This window comes from Streptomyces sp. NPDC085460 (assembly GCF_044541975.1).
Taxonomy (GTDB): Bacteria; Actinomycetota; Actinomycetes; order Streptomycetales; family Streptomycetaceae; genus Streptomyces.
The window spans coordinates 132,030-153,234 of record NZ_JBITTO010000005.1 but is presented as its reverse complement, the minus strand read 5'-3'; the positions used below and the strand labels follow the sequence as shown (position 1 = coordinate 153,234).

Annotated in this window: 18 protein-coding genes; 14 read left to right on the top strand and 4 right to left on the bottom strand. The window is 73.2% G+C overall.

What is annotated here, in order from left to right:
- Positions 1 to 216 precede the first annotated feature (216 nt).
- The 6 genes from ACIGHB_RS14525 (at position 217) to ACIGHB_RS14500 (ending at position 9,986) form a co-directional block, all read left to right on the top strand.
- The gene (locus ACIGHB_RS14525; protein WP_360319236.1) at positions 217 to 1,725 is read left to right on the top strand and encodes a leucyl aminopeptidase; all 1,509 of its coding nucleotides are present in this window, start codon (positions 217 to 219) and stop codon (positions 1,723 to 1,725) included.
- Positions 1,726 to 2,023: 298 nt separating this feature from the next.
- The gene (gene lpdA / locus ACIGHB_RS14520; RefSeq protein WP_388870222.1) at positions 2,024 to 3,412 is read left to right on the top strand and encodes a dihydrolipoyl dehydrogenase; all 1,389 of its coding nucleotides are present in this window, start codon (positions 2,024 to 2,026) and stop codon (positions 3,410 to 3,412) included.
- Positions 3,413 to 3,475: 63 nt separating this feature from the next.
- Positions 3,476 to 5,263: a 2-oxoglutarate dehydrogenase, E2 component, dihydrolipoamide succinyltransferase gene (gene sucB, locus ACIGHB_RS14515; protein ID WP_399913025.1), complete on the top strand. Its 1,788-nt coding sequence runs from the start codon at positions 3,476 to 3,478 to the stop codon at positions 5,261 to 5,263.
- A gap of 132 nt (positions 5,264 to 5,395) precedes the next feature.
- Complete coding sequence (locus ACIGHB_RS14510; protein WP_360321671.1) at positions 5,396 to 6,019, top strand: GntR family transcriptional regulator; 624 nt, start codon at positions 5,396 to 5,398, stop codon at positions 6,017 to 6,019.
- Between the two features lie 262 nt (positions 6,020 to 6,281).
- Entirely contained in the window at positions 6,282 to 8,984 is a 2,703-nt protein-coding gene (gene aceE / locus ACIGHB_RS14505; protein WP_360321669.1) for a pyruvate dehydrogenase (acetyl-transferring), homodimeric type, read from the top strand.
- A 36-nt stretch (positions 8,985 to 9,020) separates the two neighbouring features.
- Positions 9,021 to 9,986: a WYL domain-containing protein gene (locus tag ACIGHB_RS14500; protein ID WP_360321667.1), complete on the top strand. Its 966-nt coding sequence runs from the start codon at positions 9,021 to 9,023 to the stop codon at positions 9,984 to 9,986.
- On the opposite strand, the gene ACIGHB_RS14495 is transcribed toward ACIGHB_RS14500, so the two are convergent.
- Positions 9,977 to 10,906 carry an SDR family oxidoreductase gene (locus ACIGHB_RS14495; protein ID WP_399913020.1) on the bottom strand — a complete coding sequence of 310 codons (930 nt, stop codon included), beginning with the start codon at positions 10,904 to 10,906 and terminating at the stop codon, positions 9,977 to 9,979. The genes ACIGHB_RS14500 and ACIGHB_RS14495 overlap by 10 nt on opposite strands.
- 99 nt (positions 10,907 to 11,005) lie before the next feature.
- Here ACIGHB_RS14495 and ACIGHB_RS14490 point away from each other — a divergent pair, with 99 nt between their 5' ends.
- Positions 11,006 to 11,533: a DUF4240 domain-containing protein gene (locus ACIGHB_RS14490; RefSeq protein WP_360321677.1), complete on the top strand. Its 528-nt coding sequence runs from the start codon at positions 11,006 to 11,008 to the stop codon at positions 11,531 to 11,533.
- Between the two features lie 29 nt (positions 11,534 to 11,562).
- Here ACIGHB_RS14490 and ACIGHB_RS14485 read toward each other — a convergent pair whose 3' ends face one another.
- Positions 11,563 to 12,357, bottom strand: a complete 795-nt coding sequence (locus ACIGHB_RS14485) for an SDR family NAD(P)-dependent oxidoreductase (protein WP_399913017.1) — start codon at positions 12,355 to 12,357, stop codon at positions 11,563 to 11,565.
- Positions 12,358 to 12,475: 118 nt separating this feature from the next.
- On the opposite strand from ACIGHB_RS14485, the gene ACIGHB_RS14480 reads away from it, so the two are divergent.
- Positions 12,476 to 13,144: a TetR family transcriptional regulator gene (locus tag ACIGHB_RS14480; protein WP_360321658.1), complete on the top strand. Its 669-nt coding sequence runs from the start codon at positions 12,476 to 12,478 to the stop codon at positions 13,142 to 13,144.
- Here the strand turns inward: ACIGHB_RS14480 and ACIGHB_RS14475 are convergent.
- Positions 13,137 to 13,637, bottom strand: a complete 501-nt coding sequence (locus ACIGHB_RS14475) for a GNAT family N-acetyltransferase (protein WP_399913012.1) — start codon at positions 13,635 to 13,637, stop codon at positions 13,137 to 13,139. The genes ACIGHB_RS14480 and ACIGHB_RS14475 overlap by 8 nt on opposite strands.
- Positions 13,638 to 13,698: 61 nt before the next feature.
- On the opposite strand from ACIGHB_RS14475, the gene ACIGHB_RS14470 reads away from it, so the two are divergent.
- Together ACIGHB_RS14470 and ACIGHB_RS14465 are read left to right on the top strand one after the other, a co-directional pair.
- On the top strand, positions 13,699 to 14,613 hold the full coding sequence (locus ACIGHB_RS14470; RefSeq protein WP_388870245.1) for a TIGR01777 family oxidoreductase: 915 nt from the start codon (positions 13,699 to 13,701) through the stop codon (positions 14,611 to 14,613).
- Between the two features lie 185 nt (positions 14,614 to 14,798).
- The gene (locus ACIGHB_RS14465; protein WP_399913008.1) at positions 14,799 to 16,142 is read left to right on the top strand and encodes an NAD(P)/FAD-dependent oxidoreductase; all 1,344 of its coding nucleotides are present in this window, start codon (positions 14,799 to 14,801) and stop codon (positions 16,140 to 16,142) included.
- Between the two features lie 74 nt (positions 16,143 to 16,216).
- Here the strand turns inward: ACIGHB_RS14465 and ACIGHB_RS14460 are convergent, their stop codons facing one another.
- Complete coding sequence (locus ACIGHB_RS14460) at positions 16,217 to 17,710, bottom strand: regulator (RefSeq protein WP_360322327.1); 1,494 nt, start codon at positions 17,708 to 17,710, stop codon at positions 16,217 to 16,219.
- Between the two features lie 320 nt (positions 17,711 to 18,030).
- Here ACIGHB_RS14460 and lipB point away from each other — a divergent pair, with 320 nt between their 5' ends.
- From lipB to ACIGHB_RS14440, 4 genes are all read left to right on the top strand, one after another.
- A complete protein-coding gene (gene lipB / locus ACIGHB_RS14455) occupies positions 18,031 to 18,840 on the top strand; it encodes a lipoyl(octanoyl) transferase LipB (RefSeq protein ID WP_360322330.1) in 810 nt (269 codons plus the stop codon).
- A gap of 101 nt (positions 18,841 to 18,941) precedes the next feature.
- A complete protein-coding gene (lipA, locus tag ACIGHB_RS14450) occupies positions 18,942 to 19,910 on the top strand; it encodes a lipoyl synthase (RefSeq protein ID WP_360322333.1) in 969 nt (322 codons plus the stop codon).
- Between the two features lie 240 nt (positions 19,911 to 20,150).
- Positions 20,151 to 20,366 (top strand): hypothetical protein, encoded by a 216-nt coding sequence (locus ACIGHB_RS14445; protein ID WP_360322336.1) that lies wholly within the window; start codon positions 20,151 to 20,153, stop codon positions 20,364 to 20,366.
- A gap of 10 nt (positions 20,367 to 20,376) precedes the next feature.
- Positions 20,377 to 21,087: a DUF4191 domain-containing protein gene (locus ACIGHB_RS14440; RefSeq protein ID WP_360322339.1), complete on the top strand. Its 711-nt coding sequence runs from the start codon at positions 20,377 to 20,379 to the stop codon at positions 21,085 to 21,087.
- Positions 21,088 to 21,205 lie beyond the last annotated feature (118 nt).

Sequence of the window (21,205 nt, the reverse complement as noted above, 5' to 3'; positions counted from 1 at the left end):
TGCGTGAACGAGGCGAGTGTGGCGGCGGCGCGGGAGCCGGAAGGACAAACATGAAAGAGACACCACGGATGAGTGAATCGAAGCCGCGGTGAGCGAACCGGGTGAGCGAGCGTAGGCTCGTTCTCGGCGCTCATCGGGCCGAAATACGATGCGGCGGGCTCGGTCGGCCCACCCCTCGACCGCCACAGAACTCAATGGAAGCGAGAATTCACCACCGTGACTGCTCTCACTCTCAGCACTGCCGGAGCGGCGACGCTGCGTGCCGACGCCCTCGTCGTCGGCGTCGCGAAGTCCGGGAAGACGCTCGTCGTCGCCCCGGGCGCGGAGGCCGTCGACAAGGCGTTCGACGGCCGGCTCGCCGCCGTCCTGGAGACCCTGGGCGCCTCGGGTGGAGAGGGTGAGGCGACCAAGCTGCCCGCGCCCGCCGGCCTGAAGGCCCCCGTCGTGCTCGCCGTCGGCCTCGGCTCCGCCCCCGAGGACGGCGAGTCGTACGACTCCGAGACCCTGCGGCGCGCCGCCGGCACCGCCGCCCGCGTCCTCTTCGGCTCGAAGAAGGCCGCGTTCGCGCTGCCGATCGCCTCGGCCGAGGACGCCGGCGCGATCGCCGAGGGCGCGCTGCTCGGCGCCTACTCCTTCGACGCCTGGAAGGAGGACGTCAAGGACGCCAAGAAGCCGCTGGCCGAGGTGGCGCTGCTCGGCGCCAAGCCGCGCGACAAGGCCCACAAGGCCGCCGCGGACCGCGCCCTGGCCGTGGCCGAGGAGATCAACCGCGCCCGCGACCTCGTCAACACCCCGCCGAACGGCCTCAACCCGGCCGGCTTCGCCGCGATCGCCCAGGCCGCCGGCAAGGACCACGGCCTGAAGGTCCAGGTCCTCGACGAGAAGGCGCTCGCCAAGGGCGGCTACGGCGGCATCCTCGGCGTCGGCGCCGGCTCCGAGAACCCGCCGCGCCTGGTCAAGGTCGCCTACACCCACCCGAAGGCGGAGAAGTCCCTGGCCCTGGTCGGCAAGGGCATCACCTACGACTCGGGCGGCATCTCCCTGAAGCCGGCCGGCCACAACGAGACGATGAAGTGCGACATGGCCGGCGCCGCCGCCGTCCTCGCCGCCGTCGTCTCCGCGGCCCGCCTCGGCCTGGAGGTCAACGTCACGGCGTGGCTGGCCCTCGCCGAGAACATGCCGTCCGGCTCCGCCACCCGCCCGGGTGACGTGCTGCGCATGTACAGCGGCAAGACCGTCGAGGTCCTCAACACCGACGCCGAGGGCCGGCTCGTCCTCGCCGACGCGATCACCAGGGCGTCGGAGGAGCACCCGGACGCGATCGTCGACGTGGCGACCCTGACCGGCGCGATGATGCTGGCGCTCGGCAACCGCACCTTCGGCATCATGGCCAACGACGAGGACTTCCGTACCTCGCTGCACGAGGTCGCGGAGGAGGTCGGCGAGCAGTCCTGGCCGATGCCGCTCCCCGCCGACCTGCGCAAGGGCATGGACTCCCCCACCGCCGACATCGCCAACATGGGCGAGCGGATGGGCGGCGGCCTGGTCGCCGGCCTGTTCCTCCAGGAGTTCGTGGGCGAGGGCATCACCTGGGCCCACCTGGACATCGCGGGCCCGGCCTTCCACGAGGGCGCCCCGTACGGCTACACCCCCAAGGGCGGCACCGGCTCCTCGGTCCGCACCCTGGTGCGCCTCGCCGAGCTGACGGCGGCCGGCGAGCTCTGAGCCCGCCCGCACCCCAGGAAGGCCCCGGACGCCTCGGCTCCGGGGCCTTCCCCGTGCCCGCGCCGCTGTTCGCTGCCGACGAAATCCGTAGGTTCGTACGCCCTGGTGGGCGCCCGGACGGACGATCGCCCGGTCTCATCCACCGGCCCCGCGTCCCGCCATCCGTCAACAAGTGCGAAGATGGGTTCTCGGCAGGACAGGGCCCCCACCACAGGGCCGAAATAATGCGGCCGGACACCGGAGCCGCCGCCCGGTCATCGACGACCGGCGACGAGCGCACATGCATGGAGGACGTGACGTGGCGAACGACGCCAGCACCGTTTTCGACCTAGTGATCCTCGGCGGCGGTAGCGGCGGTTACGCCGCGGCGCTGCGCGGAGCGCAGCTGGGCCTGGACGTCGCACTCATCGAGAAGAACAAGCTCGGCGGCACCTGCCTGCACAACGGCTGCATCCCGACGAAGGCCCTGCTCCACGCCGGCGAGGTCGCCGACCAGGCGCGCGAGGCGGAGCAGTTCGGTGTCAGGGCCTCCTTCGAGGGCATCGACATCAAGGCCGTGCACAAGTACAAGGACGACGTGATCTCGGGCCTCTACAAGGGTCTCCAGGGTCTCGTCGCCTCCCGCAAGGTCACCTACATCGAGGGCACCGGCCGCCTGTCCTCCCCGACCTCCGTCGACGTCGACGGACGCCGGGTCGAGGGCCGCCACGTCCTGCTCGCCACCGGTTCCGTGCCGAAGTCCCTGCCCGGCCTGGAGATCGACGGCAACCGGATCATCTCCTCCGACCACGCCCTGACCCTGGACCGCGTCCCGGAGTCGGCGATCATCCTCGGCGGCGGTGTCATCGGCGTCGAGTTCGCCTCCGCGTGGAAGTCCTTCGGCACCGACGTCACGGTCATCGAGGGCCTGAAGCACCTCGTCCCGGTCGAGGACGAGAACAGCTCGAAGCTCCTGGAGCGCGCCTTCCGCAAGCGGGGCATCAAGTTCAACCTCGGCACCTTCTTCCAGAGCGCCGAGTACACCGAGAACGGCGTGAAGGTCACCCTCGCCGACGGCAAGACCTTCGAGGCCGAGGTGCTGCTCGTCGCCATCGGCCGCGGCCCGGTCTCGGCCGGCCTCGGCTACGAGGAGCAGGGCATCGCGATGGACCGCGGCTACGTCCTGGTGGACGAGTACATGCGGACCAACGTGCCCACGGTCTCCGCCGTCGGCGACCTGGTCCCGACGCTCCAGCTGGCGCACGTCGGCTTCGCCGAGGGCATCCTGGTGGCGGAGCGCCTGGCCGGTCTGAAGACCGTCCCGATCGACTACGACGGCGTGCCCCGGGTGACGTACTGCCACCCCGAGGTCGCCTCCGTCGGCATCACCGAGGCCAAGGCCAAGGAGATCTACGGCGCGGACAAGGTCGTCGCCCTCAAGTACAACCTCGCGGGCAACGGCAAGAGCAAGATCCTCAAGACCGCGGGCGAGATCAAGCTCGTCCAGGTCAAGGACGGTGCCGTGGTCGGCGTCCACATGGTCGGTGACCGCATGGGCGAGCAGGTCGGCGAAGCGCAGCTGATCTACAACTGGGAGGCGCTGCCGGCCGAGGTCGCGCAGCTCATCCACGCCCACCCGACGCAGAACGAGGCGCTGGGCGAGGCCCACCTGGCCCTGGCCGGCAAGCCTCTGCACTCCCACGACTGACGCTCACGTCACTCACAGGGCGCGACGACCAACTTCCGCAATTCGTTAGGAGCAACTGAAACCATGTCGGTTTCCGTAACCCTGCCGGCGCTCGGCGAGAGCGTCACCGAGGGCACCGTCACCCGCTGGCTCAAGGCCGAGGGCGAGCGCGTCGAGGCGGACGAGCCGCTGCTCGAGGTCTCGACCGACAAGGTCGACACCGAGATCCCCGCCCCCGCCTCCGGCATCCTGGCCTCCATCAAGGTGGCCGAGGACGAGACCGTCGAGGTCGGCGCCGAGCTCGCCATCATCGACGACGGTTCCGGCGCCCCCGCCGCCGCCCCGGCGCCCGCCGCCGAGGCCGCTCCGGCTCCGGCCGCCGCCGAGGCCCCCGCCGCCGCTCCGGCCCAGGAGGCCCCGGCCGCCCCGGCCGCCGAGGCCCCTGCCGCCGCCCCCGCCGGTGCCGCCCAGGGCACCGACGTCGTGCTGCCCGCGCTCGGCGAGTCCGTCACCGAGGGCACCGTCACCCGCTGGCTGAAGTCGGTCGGCGAGACGGTCGAGGCCGACGAGCCTCTCCTGGAGGTGTCCACCGACAAGGTCGACACCGAGATCCCCGCCCCCGCCTCCGGCGTTCTCCTGGAGATCGTCGTCGGCGAGGACGAGACCGCCGAGGTCGGCGCCAAGCTGGCCGTCATCGGCGCCGCGGGTGCGGCTCCGGCCGCCCCGGCCCAGGAGGCCCCGGCCGCCCCCGCCGCCGCTCCGGCTCCGGCCGCCGCTCCGGCTCCGGCCGCGCCCGCCGCTCCGGCCCCGGCCCCCGCGCCGGCCGCCCCGGCCGCGCCCGCCGCCGCTCCGGCTCCGGTGGCTCCGGCCGCCCCGTCGATCGCCCCGGCGGTCGTCACCCCGGTCCCGGCCACCCCGGCTCCGGCCGCCGCCCCGGCCCCGGCCGAGGACGGCGCCTACGTGACCCCGCTGGTCCGCAAGCTCGCCACCGAGAACGGTGTCGACCTGGCGACCGTGAAGGGCTCCGGCGTCGGCGGCCGCATCCGCAAGCAGGACGTCATCGCCGCCGCCGAGGCCAAGAAGGCCGCCCCGGCCCCCGCCGCCGCCGCTCCGGCCGCCGCCGCGAAGGCCCCGGCCCTCGAGGTCTCCCCGCTGCGCGGTCAGACCGTCAAGATGACCCGCATGCGCAAGGTCATCGGCGACAACATGATGAAGGCGCTGCACAGCCAGGCCCAGCTGACCTCGGTCGTCGAGGTCGACATCACCAAGCTGATGAAGCTGCGCGGCCGTGCCAAGGACGCCTTCGCCGCCCGTGAGGGCGTCAAGCTCTCCCCGATGCCGTTCTTCGTGAAGGCGGCGGCCCAGGCGCTGAAGGCCCACCCGGTCATCAACGCCCGGATCAACGAGGACGAGGGCACGATCACCTACTTCGACTCCGAGAACATCGGGATCGCGGTGGACTCCGAGAAGGGTCTGATGACCCCGGTCATCAAGGGCGCGGGCGACCTCAACATCGCCGGCATCTCCAAGAAGACCGCGGAGCTGGCGGCCGCCGTGCGCGCCTCCAAGATCACCCCGGACGACCTGGCCGGCGCCACCTTCACCATCTCCAACACCGGCTCGCGCGGTGCGCTGTTCGACACCGTCATCGTCCCGCCGAACCAGGTCGCCATCCTGGGCATCGGTGCCACGGTGAAGCGTCCGGCCGTCATCGAGACCGCCGAGGGCCAGGTCATCGGCATCCGCGACATGACCTACCTGTCGCTCTCGTACGACCACCGTCTGGTGGACGGCGCCGACGCCGCCCGCTACCTGACGGCCGTCAAGGCGATCCTGGAGGCCGGCGAGTTCGAGGTGGACCTCGGCCTGTAAGGCGCGATGAGGCTTTCCGCCTCGGAGGCAACGTAACGAGCCTCACCAGCGGTGTCCCCGTCCGGATGTGTGTCCGGGCGGGGGCACCGCCGTATTGTCTAAGGGTCACGAAACTCCCGGAGGAGCCGTTCCATGACCGTCCCCGTCGTCCACTCGCTGCGCGAGCAGATCCGCGAGCACATCGTGGAGGGGATCGTCAGCGGCCGCTGGAAGCCGGGAGAGCGGATCGTCGAGCGCCGGATCGCGACCGAGCTGGAGGTCTCCCAGACGCCCGTCCGCGAGGCGCTGCGCGAGCTGGAGTCGCTGCGGCTGATCGAGTCGGCGCCGAACAAGGGCGTCCGGGTCCGCAATCTGACCGCGGCCGACCTGGAGGAGAGCTACCCGGTCCGGGCCGGTCTGGAGCAGATCGCCGCCGAGCTGGCCGCGCCCCGGCTCTCGGCCGACTGCTCGACCCTCGAACCGCACGTGGCGGCGCTGTACGAGGCGGACGCGACCTCCGACGGCACCGCGCAGGTCCGGCACACGGTGGCCTTCCACCGCGAGCTGGTGAAGGCGGCCGGCAACAGCGTGCTCCTGCACACCTGGGAGGGCCTGGGCATCGAGGTGTTCACCGCCCTGTCGATCCGGTGGCTGGGCACGGTGCAGAAGTCGTACGCGGAGGAGCACCAGGAGCTGGTGGAGGCGTTCCGCCGGAGCGATCCGAACATCGGGGCTCTGGTGAAGGCCCACGTGCTGGGCTGCGCGCCCCGCGCCTAGTCGTTCTCGCAGGTCAGAGCCCCGCTGCGGCGGGGCTTCGGTCGTTTTCGCACCGTTCGAAAAGTCGGCACCCGGTGCCCTCTTTCGCGGCACCCTGTGCCGACTTTCTCGATCTGAAGAGGTTTCCGGCTTCAACCCTTTGATCGATCATCGATCGGCGGTTTACAGTCTTCGACGGGCCGCCACCCGGCCCTCCGCCCTGTCCTGCCAGACAAGGCACTCGTTTTTATCTCCACCCCCATCTGTCCGGAAGGCGGCGATCATGACCGATCCCGTAGGCAAGATTCCGAGCGAGCTCGACCAGCTCCCGGACCGTGACACCGAGGAGACCGCCGAATGGGCGGCCTCCCTGGACGCCGTCACCAAGGCCGCCGGCCCTCACCGGGCCGCCTACCTGATGCGCCGGACGCTCCAGCACGCCGAGGGCGCGGGCCTGGCCCTGCCCAAGCTGCTGGAGACGGACTACCTCAACACCATCCCCACCTCCTCCGAGCCCGTCATCGACGGCGACGAGGAGCTGGAGCGGAAGATCACCGCCTGGAACCGCTGGAACGCGGCCGCGATGGTCACCCGCGGCTCCAAGCACGGCGTCGGCGGCCACATCGCCACCTTCGCCTCCGCGGCCTGGCTCTACGAGACCGGCTTCAACCACTTCTTCCGCGGCAAGGAGGGGGACGGCTCCGGCGACCAGCTCTACATCCAGGGCCACGCCTCCCCCGGCATCTACGCCCGCGCCTTCCTCGACGGCCGCCTGGACGAGTCGCACCTCGACAACTTCCGGCAGGAGTCCGGCGGCAACGGCCTGCCCTCCTACCCGCACCCGCGCCGCCTGCCCTGGCTGTGGGAGTTCCCCACCGTCTCCATGGGCCTCGGCCCGCTCTCCGCGATCTACCAGGCGCGCTTCAACCGCTACCTGACCAACCGCGGCATCAAGGACGTCTCCGCCTCGCACGTGTGGGCGTTCCTCGGCGACGGCGAGATGGACGAGCCCGAGTCGACCGCGGCACTCGCGCTCGCGGCCCGCGAGGGTCTGGACAACCTGACCTTCGTCATCAACTGCAACCTGCAGCGCCTCGACGGCCCGGTCCGCGCCAACTTCAAGATCGTGCAGGAGCTGGAGGCCCAGTTCCGCGGCGCCGGCTGGAACGTCGTCAAGAGCCTCTGGGGCAACGCCTGGGACGAGCTCTTCGCGCTCGACACCACCGGCGCCCTGGTCCGCCGCCTCCGCGAGGTGCCGGACGCGCAGGTCCAGACGTACCAGACCCGCGACGCCGCCTACATCCGCCAGGACTTCTTCGGCAAGGACCCGGAGCTCGCCGCGATGGCGCAGCTGCTCTCCGACGACAAGATCCTGGAGTGCTTCCACCTCTCGCGCGGTGGCCACGAGCCGCGCAAGGTGTACGCCGCGTACAAGGCCGCCCTGGAGTTCAAGGGCGCCCCGACCGTGATCCTGGCGCAGACCGTCAAGGGCTTCACCCTGGGTGAGGGCTTCGCGTCGAAGAACGCGAACCACCAGATGAAGAAGCTGACGACGGACGAGTTCAAGAACATGCGTGACCTTCTTGAGCTGCCGATCTCGGACGCGCAGTTCGTCGACGGCGTGGTGCCGTACGGCCACCCGGGCGCCGACTCCCCCGAGGTCCGCTACCTCCAGGAGCGCCGCGCGGCCCTCGGCGGCCCCGCCCCGGCCCGCCGCGTCCACCCGGTGGCCCCGCTCCCGGCGGCGCCGGAGAAGGCGTTCGCCTCCTTCGACAAGGGCTCCGGCTCGCAGTCGGTCGCCACCACGATGGCCTTCGTCCGGCTCGTGAAGGACCTGGTCCGCGACAAGGAGACCGGCAAGCGCTGGGTCCCGATCGTCCCGGACGAGGCCCGCACCTTCGGCATGGAGTCCCTCTTCCCCTCGCTCGGCATCTACTCGCCGAAGGGCCAGACGTACGAGCCGGTCGACCGCGACCAGCTGATGTACTACAAGGAGGCCGTCAACGGCCAGATCCTGAACGAGGGCATCACCGAGGCCGGCTCGATGGCCGACTTCATCGCCGCGTCGACCGCGTACTCCACGCACGGCGAGACGATGATCCCGTTCTACATCTTCTACTCGATGTTCGGCTGGCAGCGGACCGCCGACCAGATGTGGCAGCTCGGCGACCAGCTCGGCCGCGGCTTCCTCGTCGGCGCCACCGCCGGCCGCACCACCCTGACCGGTGAGGGCCTCCAGCACGCCGACGGCCACTCCCCCGTCATCGCGGCCACCAACCCGGCGGCGCTGACCTACGACCCGGCGTTCGCCTACGAGGTCGCGGCCATCGTCAAGGAGGGTCTGCGCCGGATGTACGGCGAGGCCGCGCCGGGCGAGGACCAGGACGTCTTCTACTACCTGACGGTCTACAACGAGCCGATGCCGCAGCCGGCCAAGCCGGGCCACGCGGGCGTCGACGAGGGCATCGTCAAGGGCCTCTACCGCTTCAACACCGCCGAGTCGGCCGGGGTGACCGTGCCGGCCAATGCCCCCCGGATCCAGCTGCTCGGCTCGGGCACCGCGATCCACTGGGCCCTGGAGGCGCAGAAGCTGCTCGCCGAGGAGTGGGGCGTGGCCGCCGACGTGTGGTCCGCCACCTCCTGGACCGAGCTGCGCCGCGACGCGCTGGAGGCGGACGCCGCCCTGCTGCGCGGCGAAGAGCGCGTCCCGTACGTGCGCCAGGCCCTCGCGGGCGTCGAGTCGCCGGTCCTGGCGGTCTCCGACTACATGCGCCAGGTCCCGGACCAGATCGCGCAGTGGGTCGAGCAGGACTACTCGTCGCTGGGCGCCGACGGCTTCGGCCTCTCGGACACCCGCGCCGCCGCCCGCCGCCACTTCGGTGTCGACGCGCAGTCGATCGTGGCCGCGTCCCTGGCCCAGCTCGCCCGCCGCGGCGAGGTCCCGGCCACCGCGGTGAAGGAGGCGCGCGAGCGCTACGGCCTGTAAGGGCCGACTGTCGGTACCGGCGCGCATGATTGCCTCATGCGCGCCGCCCGACTCATCAAGATGGTCCTGCTCCTCCAGAACCGCCCGTCCATGACGGCGGCCGAGCTCGCCGCCGAGCTGGAGGTGTCGGAGCGGACCGTCACCCGTGATGCCCTCGCCCTCTCGGAGGCGGGGGTTCCGGTGTTTTCGGAGCGGGGCAGGGCCGGTGGGTACCGGCTGGTCGGCGGGTACCGGACGCGGCTGACCGGGCTCGCGAAGGACGAGGCGGAGGCGCTGTTCCTGTCCGGGCTGCCCGGGGCGCTGCGGGACATGGGGCTCCAGGACGCGGCCTCGGCGGCCCGGCTGAAGGTGTCGGCGGCGCTGCTGCCCTCGCTGGCGGACGCGCCGGTTTCGGCGGCCCGCCGCTTCCATCTGGACGCGCCGGGCTGGTACCAGGAGCCGGTGACGCCGGAGCTGCTGCCGGCGGTGGCGGAGGCCGTGTGGGACGACCGGCTGCTGTCCGTGCGCTACCGGCGGCGGGACGGCGAGGAGGTCGAGCGGGAGCTGGCGCCGTACGGGCTCGTCCTGAAGGCGGGGGTCTGGTACGTGTGCGCCCGCGCGGGGAGCGCGTACCGCACCTACCGGGTGGACCGGTTCACGGCGGTCGCGGTCGGCGGGGAGCGCTTCGAGCGGGACCCCGGCTTCGATCTGGCGGCCTTCTGGGCGGAGCGCGCGGCGGAGTTCGCGCGCTCGCTGCTGCGGGCCGAGGTGGTGGTGCGGCTGACGGAGGCGGGGGCACGCCGGCTGCCGTACGTGACGGACCGTGCGGCGGCGGAGGAGGCGCTCGCGGGTGCCGTGCCGGACGGGGAGGGCCGGGTGACGGCGACGCTCCGGGTGGAGAGCGAGGAGGTCGCCTTCGGCCAGCTGTTCGGGCTCGGTCCGGAGGCGGAGGTGGTGTCCCCCGCCTCCCTGCGCGCCCGCTTCGCCGAGGCGGCGCGGGCGGCGGCGGAGCGCTACCGGTAGTCCTCCACCCGGGTGCCGGGGTCGCTCTCCTTGGCCAGGATGAAGCCCCAGGAATCGGGCCGGGAGCCGTCCTCGTCGGTGAAGCCGTACTCCTTCGCGAGCTGTCCGCTGTCGAGCGACCGCCCGTTCCAGCGGGCCCGGTCGGGGTCGGCGGCGAGAGCGGCGACGCCGCGGCCGACGTAGACGGGGGACTCGGAGACGGCGAAGTCGGGGAGCTGGGCGGTGGCGTCCCGCCAGTTCTCCTCGGTGACGCCGAAGTGGGCGAGCATCTGCTCGGAGCGGAGCCATCCGGGGCTGACGGAGACGGCGGTGCCGCCGCTGTCGGCGAGTTCCTTCGCGAGGCCGAAGGCCATCCGGATGGGGGCGTTCTTGGCGAGGTCGTAGAAGAGGTTCTCGCGGTAGTGCGTGCCGTTGTACGCGGTGGTGCCGTCGGTGACCTCGACGACGAGGCCGCCGGGGTGGCGGTTGAGCAGCGGCAGGGCGGTGTGGGAGGTGACGAGGTGGGTCCGCACGCCGAGTTCGAGCATCCTGAGGCCGGCGGCGAGGTCGATGTCCCAGGTCCGCTTGCCGAAGGTGTCGACGAGGAGGTGTTCGCCGCCCCAGACGTCGTTGACGAGGACGTCGAGCCGGCCGTGGTCGCGGTCGATCCGTGCGACGAGGGCGCGGACCTGCTCGGGTTCCAGGTGGTCGGTGGGGACGGCGGTGCCCTCGCCGCCGGCGGCGGTCACCAGTTCGGCGGTCTCCTCGATGGTCTCGGTGGCGCGGCCGACTTCGCTGATCTTCTCGCGGGTGGTGCGGCCGGTGACGTAGACGGTGGCTCCGGCGGCGCCGAGCTGGACGGCGATGGCCCGTCCGGCGCCCCGGGTGGCTCCGGCGACCAGGCAGATCCGTCCGTGCAGCGGCTTCGTTTTGGTGGTCATGTCCCTCAGGCTGACAGCAATACCCGACATCTTCTGTCCGGATGGAATCCGGACTTTCCGGGTGCGTCGCGGACGCGGAGACAGGATGCTGGTGCCGTGATGGACGAGACCGAGTTCTGGGAGCTCATCGACGCCGCCCGCGAGGACGCCGAGGGCGACCCCGAGGAGCAGGCGGATCTGCTCGTGGAACGGCTGACCAGGCTGGATCCGGACACGGTGCTCGACTACGCGCGCCATTTCGAGGCCCGTTTCAACCGCGCGTACCACTGGGACGTGTGGGGCGCGGCGGCGGTGCTGCTCGACGGGGCGGGGGCGGCCGAGGAGGGTTTCGACGCGTTCCGCTGCTGGCTGATCGGCCAGGGCCGGGAGGTGTACGAGGGCGGTGTGCACGATCCGGACGGTCTCGCGGAGCTCCTGGAGGAGTTCGATCCGGAGCTGGACGGGGACGGCGAGGAGATCGGTTTCGCGGCGGACGAGGCGTACGAGACGCTGACCGGCACGGAGACCCCGGACCTGGGGCTCGCGATGCCGGACGGGGCTCCGGAGGGCTCGCCGCTGGACGTGTCGGACGAGGCGGCGCTCGCGGCCCGGCTGCCCCGGCTGTGGGAGCGGTTCGGGCCTGCCTAGACCCGAACCGCCCCGGGAGGGCTCCCGGATCAGAAGTGGGTTCCGCCGTCGATGCGGATCTCGGTGCCGGTGATGAACGTGCCGTCCTCGGAGGCGAGCATCGCGACGACGCCGGCGACGGTCTCGGGGCCCGCGAAGCCCTGGCCGAGGGCGGGGGCGAGCTTCATGAAGAGCGACATGTCGGCGTCGGCGGGGAGGCCGGGGCCCATGGACTGCCTGCTGGCGCCGGAGCCGTCGGTCATGCCGGAGGAGATGGAGCCGGGCTGGACGGCGGTGAAGCGGATGCCCTGCTTGGCGTACTCGGCGGCGAGCGCGTGGGTCATGGACTGGATGCCGCCCTTGCTGGCCGCGTAGGCCGCCATGTAGGGGTGGGCGAACTGCGCGGAGGTGGAGGAGAAGTTGACGACGGCGGAGCCGTCGCCCTCCAGGAGCGCCGGGATCGCCTCGCGGATCATGAGGAAGGTGCCGGTCAGGTTGATCCGGAGCACCTGCTCGAAGGAGTCGAGGCTGGTCTCGTGGGTGTGCGAGGAGCGGAGCACGCCGGCCGCGTTGACCAGGACGTCGAGGCCGCCGAGGGCGGTGACGGCGGCGGCGACCCCGGCCCGTACGGACTCCTCGTCGGCGACGTTCACGACCACGGTGGTGAGGCGCTCGGCGGCCTCGCCGGCCTTGGCGGCGGTGTCCTTCAGGCCGTCCTCGCTGATGTCCGCGGCGACGACCCGGCCGCCCTCGGCGAGCATGCGCAGGACGGTGGCCTGGCCGATGCCGGAGCCGCCGCCGGTGACGAGCGCGCGGCGTCCTTCGTAGCGGGTGAGCTGGTTCATGGCGGCAACCTCTCGATGTCAAGCTTCCTTGTTCGCGTGCCACCGTACGCCTAGATGGCACGTTTTGCCACCGCTGCATCTCGTGCACTCAGGGAGGCGGGAGGCGTACCCTCGTACGGTGACCAAGCCACCCGAGCCGGCGCCCGCGACGCCCTCCCTGACCCAGCGCCGCAAGGCCGCCACCCAGCTGGACATCGCCCGCGCGGCGGCCGAGCTGTTCACCGAGCACGGGCCCGACGGCACCACGGCCGAGACCGTCGCCCTGCGGGCCGGGGTCGCGCTGCGCACCTTCTACCGCTACTTCCGCTCCAAGCAGGACGCGGTCGCCCCGCTGCTCGCGGGCGGCGCCGACCGCTGGCGGGCATCGCTCGCCGCCACCGCTCCCGGCACACCGCTGCCGGCCGCGCTGGAGGGCTCGATCACGGCCTCGCTCACCCCGGAGGACGAGGCGGCGGCGGAGGGGCTGCGCTGGACCCGCGGGCTGCTGCGCGCCTCGGCCGAGGACCCCGCCCTGCGGGCCGTCTGGTACCGGGTCAACCAGGAGTCGGAGGAACGCCTCCGCGAGGTCCTCGCCGGGCTGGCGGGCCCGGCGGCCGACCCGCTGGAGGTACGGCTCGCCGCGGCGGCGGCCACCGACGCCATCCGCATCGCGCTGGAGAGCTGGGCGGAGTCCGACGCGCCCGTCGACGGCCCCGGCTCCCCCGCCGCCCTCGCCCTGCGCTGCCTGCGCGAGCTGATGGGCGGGGTGGCGCTGTGGAGTACCGGCGCCCGGACAGGCCCTAGCTGAGCGGCCGGCCCATCAGGACGTCGTCGACCGGCTCGCCGTCGAAGAGGAACTCGCCGGGAAGCACGCCCTCGACCGTGAAGCCCTCGGCCTCGTAGAGCGCGCGGGCGGGCGCGTTGTGCCCGAGGACCCGCAGCGTGACGCGGCGCGCCCCGTCGGCGCGGGCCTTCGCCAGGGCGGCCCGCAGCAGGGCGCGGCCCACCCCCTGGCCCCGGGCCTCTCCGGCGACGGCGAGGCCCTGGATCTGCCGGACGTGGGCGTTGGACGCGAGCGGCGTCGGCGGGACCACCCGGACGTACCCGAGGAGCACCCCGGCCCGCTCGGCGACGAGGAAGTCCTCGGGCCGGTGGCGGTCGTCGAAGAACGGCTCGTACGGCTCCGAGGGCGGCGGCAGCACCGCGTGCAGCGGGGACCAGGTCGCCCGGTCCAGCACGCCCAGCGGCTCGGCGTCGCCCCGCAGGGCGCCTCGGATCACGAAGGTCTCCGGCACGGTCATGCCGCCACTCTGCCATGCCCCGGAGTCGGATGGGCGGGGCGTCCGCGGGCAGGATGGGCGCATGCAGCCTTCCGCCCTCCGCAAGCGGGTCGCCGTCACCGGAGCCTCCGGGCTCATCGGCGCCGCCCTCGTCCGTTCCCTGCGCGCCGACGGGCACGACGTCCTGCGACTCGTCCGCCGCCCGGCCAGGACCGCCGACGAGGTCGAGTGGGACCCGAAGCGGCTGTACGTGGACGGCGCCGGGCTCGTCGGCGTCGACGCCGTCGTGCACCTGGCGGGCGCCGGGGTCGGCGAGCGGCGGTGGACCGAGGCGTACAAGAAGGAGATCCGGGACAGCCGGGTGCTCGGCACCACCGCGATCGCCCGGACCCTCGCCGGACTCGCCGAGCCTCCGGAGGCGCTCGTCTGCGGCACGGCGCTCGGCTGGTACGGGGACACCGGCAGCCGCGCGGTGGACGAGAGCGCCCCGGCCGGCACCGGCTTCCTGCCCTCGGTGTGCGTCGAGTGGGAGGCCGCGGCGGCCCCCGCAGAGGAGGCCGGGATCCGGGTGACGTACGCCCGCACCGGCCTGGTGGTGGCCCGTCAGGGCGGCGCCTGGGGACGGCTCTTCCCGGTCTTCAGGGCCGGGCTCGGCGGGCGGATGGGCGACGGCGGCCAGTACTGGTCCTTCATCTCGCTCCACGACGAGGTGGCCGCGCTGCGGCATCTGATGGACACTCCGTCGCTGTCGGGCCCGGTGAACCTGACCGCCCCCGAACCGGTCACCAACCGCGAGGTCACCGCGGCGATGGGCCGGGTGCTGCGGCGGCCGACGCCCTTCCCCGTCCCCGCGCCCGCGCTGAGGCTGGTCCTCGGCGACTTCGCGGCGGACGTCCTCGGCTCCCAGCGGGTGCTGCCGGGCCGGCTGCTCTCCTCCGGCTTCACCTTCGCCTTCCCCACCATCGACGCCTCCATCCGCGCCGCGGCGACCCGCTGAGCGGCCGCCCGCGCCCCCTGCGCTCCCCCGTGCTCCGGGGAGCCCGCCGCGCGCGGGCCCGCCACCGTGGGAGCGCTGCCTAACCTCGGTGCCCACCAGTCGACACGGATCGCGAACTCGGGCATTCCGGGGGCCCGTTGGGGGCATAGGCCACCAACAGGCGGCGCAGACCTGGGGAGGGGCACGTGCTCAGTACCGTACGCAGCGCACAGCAGGCACAGCACGACGACGCCATCGAGGACGTCGACGTCGTCGTCGTGGGCGCGGGAATCGCCGGGCTCACGGCGGCCCGGCGGCTGACCGGGGCGGGGCTCTCGGTCGCCGTCCTGGAGGCCGAGCCGTTCCTCGGCGGCCGGCACGCCACCGGGGAGACCGACGGCTTCCGGCTCGACCGGGTGGGCCGGCTGCTCACCCTCGCGCCGGAGGAGCTGCGGGCCCTCCCGGGCCTCGACGGCGTCGTGCCGCGGCCCTTCGCGCCCGGGGTGCTGATCCACTCCGACGGGCGGTACGCGCGCTGGGGCGCCCCGCACCCGCGCACCCGGCGGGGCGCGTTCACCGTGGCACGCGCCCTGGCGAGCGCCCCCCGGCATCCGGCGGCCTCGCTGGACCAGGCGCGGCTCGGCGCCTCGCTGGTGCGGCTCGCCGCGACGCCGACGCAGCGGCTGCTCGCCCGGCCGGAGCGGACCGCGCGGGAGGCGCTGTCCGGCCGGCTGCCGGCCAGGACCGTGCAGGCGGTGCTGCGGCCGCTGCTCGCGGCGCTCCTCGCCGATCCGGACCTGGCGGTGTCGAGCCGGCGCGCCGACCTGGCGCTGCGGGCCTTCGCGCGGGGCCGGGTGGCGGTGCCGGAGGGCGGTTCGGCGGCGGTTCCGGAGCGGCTCGCGGCGGCGCTGCCGGAGGGCACGGTGCGGACCGGGGTCCGGGTGACGGAGGTGTCGGCGGCGCGGGTCGCCACGGCGGAGCACGGCACGGTCGGCTGCCGGGCGGTGGTCCTCGCGACGGGGGCGCGGACGGCGGCCGGACTGCTGCCGGGGCTGCGGGTCCCGGCGTACCACCCGGTGACGGTGCTCCACCACACGGCGCCGGTGGCGCCCGCGGCGGATCCGACGCTGCTCCTGGAGGCGGACCCCGGCGGGCCGGTCGCGCACACCGCCGTGATGAGCGCGGTGGACCCGACGCGGGCGCCGGCGGGCCGGCCGCTGATCACCTCGACGGTGCTCGGGACGCCGCCGGACGACACCGAGCGGCGGGTCCGCAAGCACCTGGCGGCGCTGTACGGCACCTCCACGGACGAGTGGGAGCTGCTGGCGCTGCACCACACCCGGGACGCCGTCCTGGCGACGCCCCCGGCGCACGACCCGTGCCGCTCGGTGCGGCTGCTCGCGGGCCTGTACGTGTGCGGCGACCACCGCGGGGCGGGCACCCTGCGCTCCACGCTGGCCACCGGGGAGCGTGCGGCCGGCGCCGTCCTGGCGGACCTGGGCCTGTGCGCGCCGGTCCTGGAGGAGGCGGAGGAGGAGGCGGCGGCCTGAGACCCCCGGCGGGTCAGAGGCGGCGGCCTGAGACCCCCCCGGCGGGCCAGAGGCGGCGGCCTGAGACCCCCGGGTCAGCCGAAGGCGGCCACCCGGTCGCGGTAGGTGCGGACGGGCGGGGCGTCGCGGTAGGGCTCCAGGCGGCGCTCGAAGTCGCGGACGTACTCGATCGCGCGGGCCGAGCGCATCTCGGCGGCCTGCTGGGCCGCCTCGGCGCCGAGCGCGCACGCCTGGTCCAGCTCGCCGAGGGCGAGCCGGGCGGTGGCGAGGACGACCCGGCAGAAGAGGCGGCTGCGGGCGTAGCCGGGGGCGCGGAGCTGGAGGGCCCGCTCGGCGTGCTGGGCGGCGGGGCGGTACTGCTGGAGGTCGCGGTGGCAGTGGCCCAGCTCGTCGGCGAGCTGGGCCTCGTCGAAGGCGCGGGCCCAGGAGGGCACCTCGTCGCCGGGCCGGGCGGCCTCCAGGGCGCGCTCGGCGCGGACGAGGGAGGCGCTGCACGCGCGGGCCTCGGAGAGCACGGCGTGACCGCGGGCCTCGACGGCGTGCAGCATCGCCTGGACGACGGGCGGGGCGGCGGAGCCGACGCCCTGCTGGGCGACCCGGGCGAGCTGCACGGCCTCGCGGCCGTGGCCGAGGTAGACGGCCTGGCAGCTCATGGTGAGCAGCACGTAGGAGCCGTACGCCCGGTCGCCCGCGGCCTGCGCGAGGCGCAGCGCCTGGACGAAGTAGCGCTGGGCCAGGCCGTGGGCGGCGATGTCGTACGAGGTCCAGCCGGCGAGCCGGGTGAGGTCGGCGGCGGCGGCGAAGAGCCGCCGGCCGGTGGTCTCGCCGTAGGTGCCGCGGAGCATGGGCTCGGTCTCGTGCTCCAGGTAGCGGACGAGGGCCTGCCGGGCGTGGCCGCCGCCGTAGGCGTGGTCGAGGGTGCGGAAGAGGTCGCCGACGGAGCGGAGGGCGGCGATGTCGCCGCCGGTGACGCGCTGGCCGGGGCCGCGTTCGGTACCGCGCTGGCGGGGGACGGAGAAGCGGCCCTGCGGGGGCACGCGGGGGTCCGTGCCGATGGCGCGGACCGGCCCGCCGCTCCCGGGGCGGACCACCGGCACGGGGGCGGCCGGCTCGCCGCGGGCGACCCGGTCGTCGGCGCGGCCGATGAGCCAGTCACGGCTGGGCACGACGAGGCCGGCCGGGGTGAAGGCGATCTTGCGGAGTTCGGCGTGGCTGCCGGAGTCCTTGCGCCAGAGTCCGCTGACGATGTCGACGGCCTCCTCTGGGGTGGCGGCGAACTCCAGGCCCGCGTAGACGGGGGCGCAGGCGTCGAGGCCGAGGTCCTGGGCGGAGAGCCGGCGGCCGAGCCTGCGGGTGAAGACCTCGGCGATGAGGGCGGGCGTGGTGCCGCGCGGCTGCTGCCCGCGCAGCCACCGGGTCACGGAGGTCTTGTCGTACCGCAGGTCGAGCCCGTGCTCCAGGCCCAGCTGGTCCACCCTTCTGGCGAGCCCCGCGTTGGAGAACCCGGCTTCGGCGATGAGCGCGGCGAGCTGGCGGTTCGGGACGCGCTGCGGTGGTCGTTCCGTCATCGGCTGTGCGGTCTCCTGCCTTCGGGCGCAGGTGGCAGCCCGTTTCGACCCTCATGGAACGGCGTGAATGTAGCGGTCATCCCGGCCCGTACCGCCAGCTTCGCCCCACATTCATCCGATCGTGTGAGGAACCGGAACCCCCGTTGCCACTCCACGCTGACCGGAGCCCACCCTTCCGGGGCGGCGCCGGGCCCCCCGAAGGGTTCCCGGCGTGTCGCCGTACAGTGGCAGGGGCGCGTATGACGCAGGGTGCCGGGCCGGCTCCCGCCCCGGGACGATCCCCGGAACCCGGCCGCGGGCACCCAGGAGGAGGCATGGCCGTGAGTGAGCTGCAATTCGTCCGCCTGGGCTTCGGCGAGGACGCCGTGGAGTACCAGGCGGCCTGGGACAAGCAGCGCGAGGTGCACGCCGCGCGGTTCGCCGACGAGACCGGCGACACCTGTCTGCTCCTGGAGCACCCCCCGGTCTACACGGCGGGCCGGCGCACGGCCGAGAACGAGCGGCCGCTCGACGGGACCCCGGTCGTCGACGTCGACCGCGGCGGCAAGATCACCTGGCACGGCCCCGGTCAGCTCGTCGGCTACCCGATCCTCAAGCTGCCCCGCCCGGTGGACGTGGTCGCGCACGTGCGCCGCCTGGAGGAGGCCCTGATCCGCACCGCCGCCGAGTTCGGCGTGGCGACCAGCCGCGTCGAGGGGCGCAGCGGCGTCTGGGTCCTGGGCGACCCGGTCGAGCAGCGGCCGTCGCTGGGCGGGCTGTCGCTGGACTTCGACCCGCGGCTGACGGACGAGGAGTTCGACCCGCGCCTGAACGGTCCCGAGTACGCCCCCTCCAACGCCGGCCAGCGGCGCGAGGACCGGAAGCTCGCCGCCATCGGCATCCGGGTCGCCAAGGGCGTCACCATGCACGGCTTCGCGCTCAACGTGAACCCGGACAACGCCTGGTTCGACCGGATCATCCCGTGCGGCATCCGGGACGCGGGCGTGACCTCGCTCGCCAACGAGCTGGGGCGGGACGTGACCCTCGACGAGGTGCTGCCGGTGGCCGAGCGCCACCTGCGGGACGTCCTGGAGAACGCGGAGCTCAGGCCGCGCGAGATCGCGCGCGAGACGGAACGGGCCTCGGCCTAGGAATGCCTGGCTCTGGCCACGGGTTGGCCAGACGTAGCAAGGCATGGAAGCAACGGGCGTACCCTGGTGTGCGCCGAAGAATCGAAGCTACAGGAGCCGATGTGTCCGCAGTCGCACCCGACGGACGCAAGATGCTGCGCCTGGAGGTCCGGAACGCCCAGACCCCCATCGAGCGCAAGCCCGAGTGGATCAAGACCCGCGCCAAGATGGGGCCCGAGTACACCAAGATGCAGAGCCTCGTGAAGAGCGAGGGCCTGCACACGGTGTGCCAGGAGGCCGGCTGTCCCAACATCTTCGAGTGCTGGGAGGACCGTGAGGCGACCTTCCTCATCGGCGGCGACCAGTGCACCCGGCGCTGCGACTTCTGCCAGATCGACACCGGCAAGCCGGAGGCGCTCGACCGCGACGAGCCGCGGCGCGTGGGCGAGTCGGTCGTCACGATGGACCTGAACTACGCCACCATCACCGGCGTCGCCCGCGACGACCTGGAGGACGGCGGCGCCTGGCTGTACGCCGAGACCGTGCGCCAGATCCACCAGCAGACCGCCGAGCGCGCCGCCGGCCGCACCAAGGTCGAACTGCTCGCCCCCGACTTCAACGCGGTGCCCGAGCTCCTGGCGGAGGTCTTCGCCTCCCGCCCCGAGGTCTTCGCGCACAACGTCGAGACGGTGCCGCGGATCTTCAAGCGGATCCGTCCGGGCTTCCGCTACGAGCGCTCGCTGGACGTCATCACCCGGGCCCGTGACTACGGTCTGGTCACGAAGTCCAACCTGATCCTCGGCATGGGCGAGACCCGCGAGGAGATCAGCGAGGCGCTCCAGCAGCTGCACGACGCCGGCTGCGAGCTCATCACGATCACCCAGTACCTGCGCCCCTCGCTCCGCCACCACCCGGTGGAGCGCTGGGTGAAGCCGCAGGAGTTCGTGGAGCTGAAGGAGGAGGCCGACGAGATCGGCTTCTCCGGCGTCATGTCGGGCCCGCTGGTCCGCTCCTCGTACCGGGCCGGCCGCCTGTACCAGCAGGCGATCGAGAAGCGCGGGACGACGGTGGAGGCCGTTCAGGCGGTGTGAGTCGCCGCACAAGTGATTACCCGCAGGTAGGTCGGGTGGGAGAGCGGCCCGTACCACCCCGCAGTTCAGCGGGGCCGTACGGGCCGCTCCGCCGTTCGGAGGGGCGGCGTCAGCGTTTCATCAGTGTTTGACCGCCGGGTCATGCCCTGGTAACACCGTTCTGTGAGCATGGATCCACACAACGCCACCATCCGCTCACTCCCCCACCTCGTCTCATCCGCTTCCGAGAGAGGACCCCTCATGCCGGCCGCATCGACCCACGTCCGGGCCGCCGCCCTCCCGTCCGTCACGGACGCCCTCCGCGTCGTCGAGGGACTCCTCCTGGGCGCCGGACAGCGCACCGCCCGGCGCAACGCCTGGACCTCCGTCCTGGAGGACCGCCGCCGCGCCAAGGACCGCGTCGAGGCCCAGCACGTCCTGGAGGCCGCGTCTGGCCGGACGTCGCGGGCCACGTAGACTTCAAGGCATGGCGAGGAAGGCAAACACGGGCGGCGCTGACGCCGCGAACCCCGGGCGACTGAAGCAGATCGCCCTCACGTACAAGATGACCCGGAAGGCCGACCCCAAGGTCGGGCTCGTCGTGGCCGGCGTGGGCATCGTCGTACTCGGTGTCCTCCTCGGTATCGGCTTCCTGATCGGACACCCGGTCTACCTGGGCATCCTGGGCTTCGTCCTGGCGTTCCTGGCGATGGCGATCGTCTTCGGGCGGCGCGCCGAGCGGGCGGCCTTCGGGCAGATGGAGGGGCAGCCGGGTGCCGCCGCGGCGGTGCTGCAGAACATCGGGCGCGGCTGGACCGTGACCCCCGCGGTCGCGATGAACCGCAGCCAGGACGTCGTGCACCGGGCGGTCGGCCGCCAGGGCATCGTCCTGGTCGGCGAGGGCAACCCGAACCGGCTGAAGCCCCTCCTCGCGGCCGAGAAGAAGAAGATGGCCCGCGTCCTGGTCGACGTGCCGGTGACGGACCTCGTCGTCGGCAACGACGAGGAGCAGGGCCAGGTCCCGCTCAAGAAGGTCCGCACCAAGATGCTGAAGCTGCCCCGGCTGCTCAGCGGCCCCCAGGTGACGGCCGCCAACGACCGGCTCCGGGCGATGGGCGACCTCATGTCCAACATGCCCCTCCCGAAGGGCCCGATGCCCAAGGGCATGAAGATGCCTCGCGGCGGGAAGATGCGCTGACGCGCACGAGAACGGAAGAACGGCGGTGCCCCGGACCTCGCGAGGTCCGGGGCACCGCCGTTTCGGCGTCCGGTGGGCGGCGCGCCATTCGGCGTCCGGTGGGCGGCGCGCCGATTCG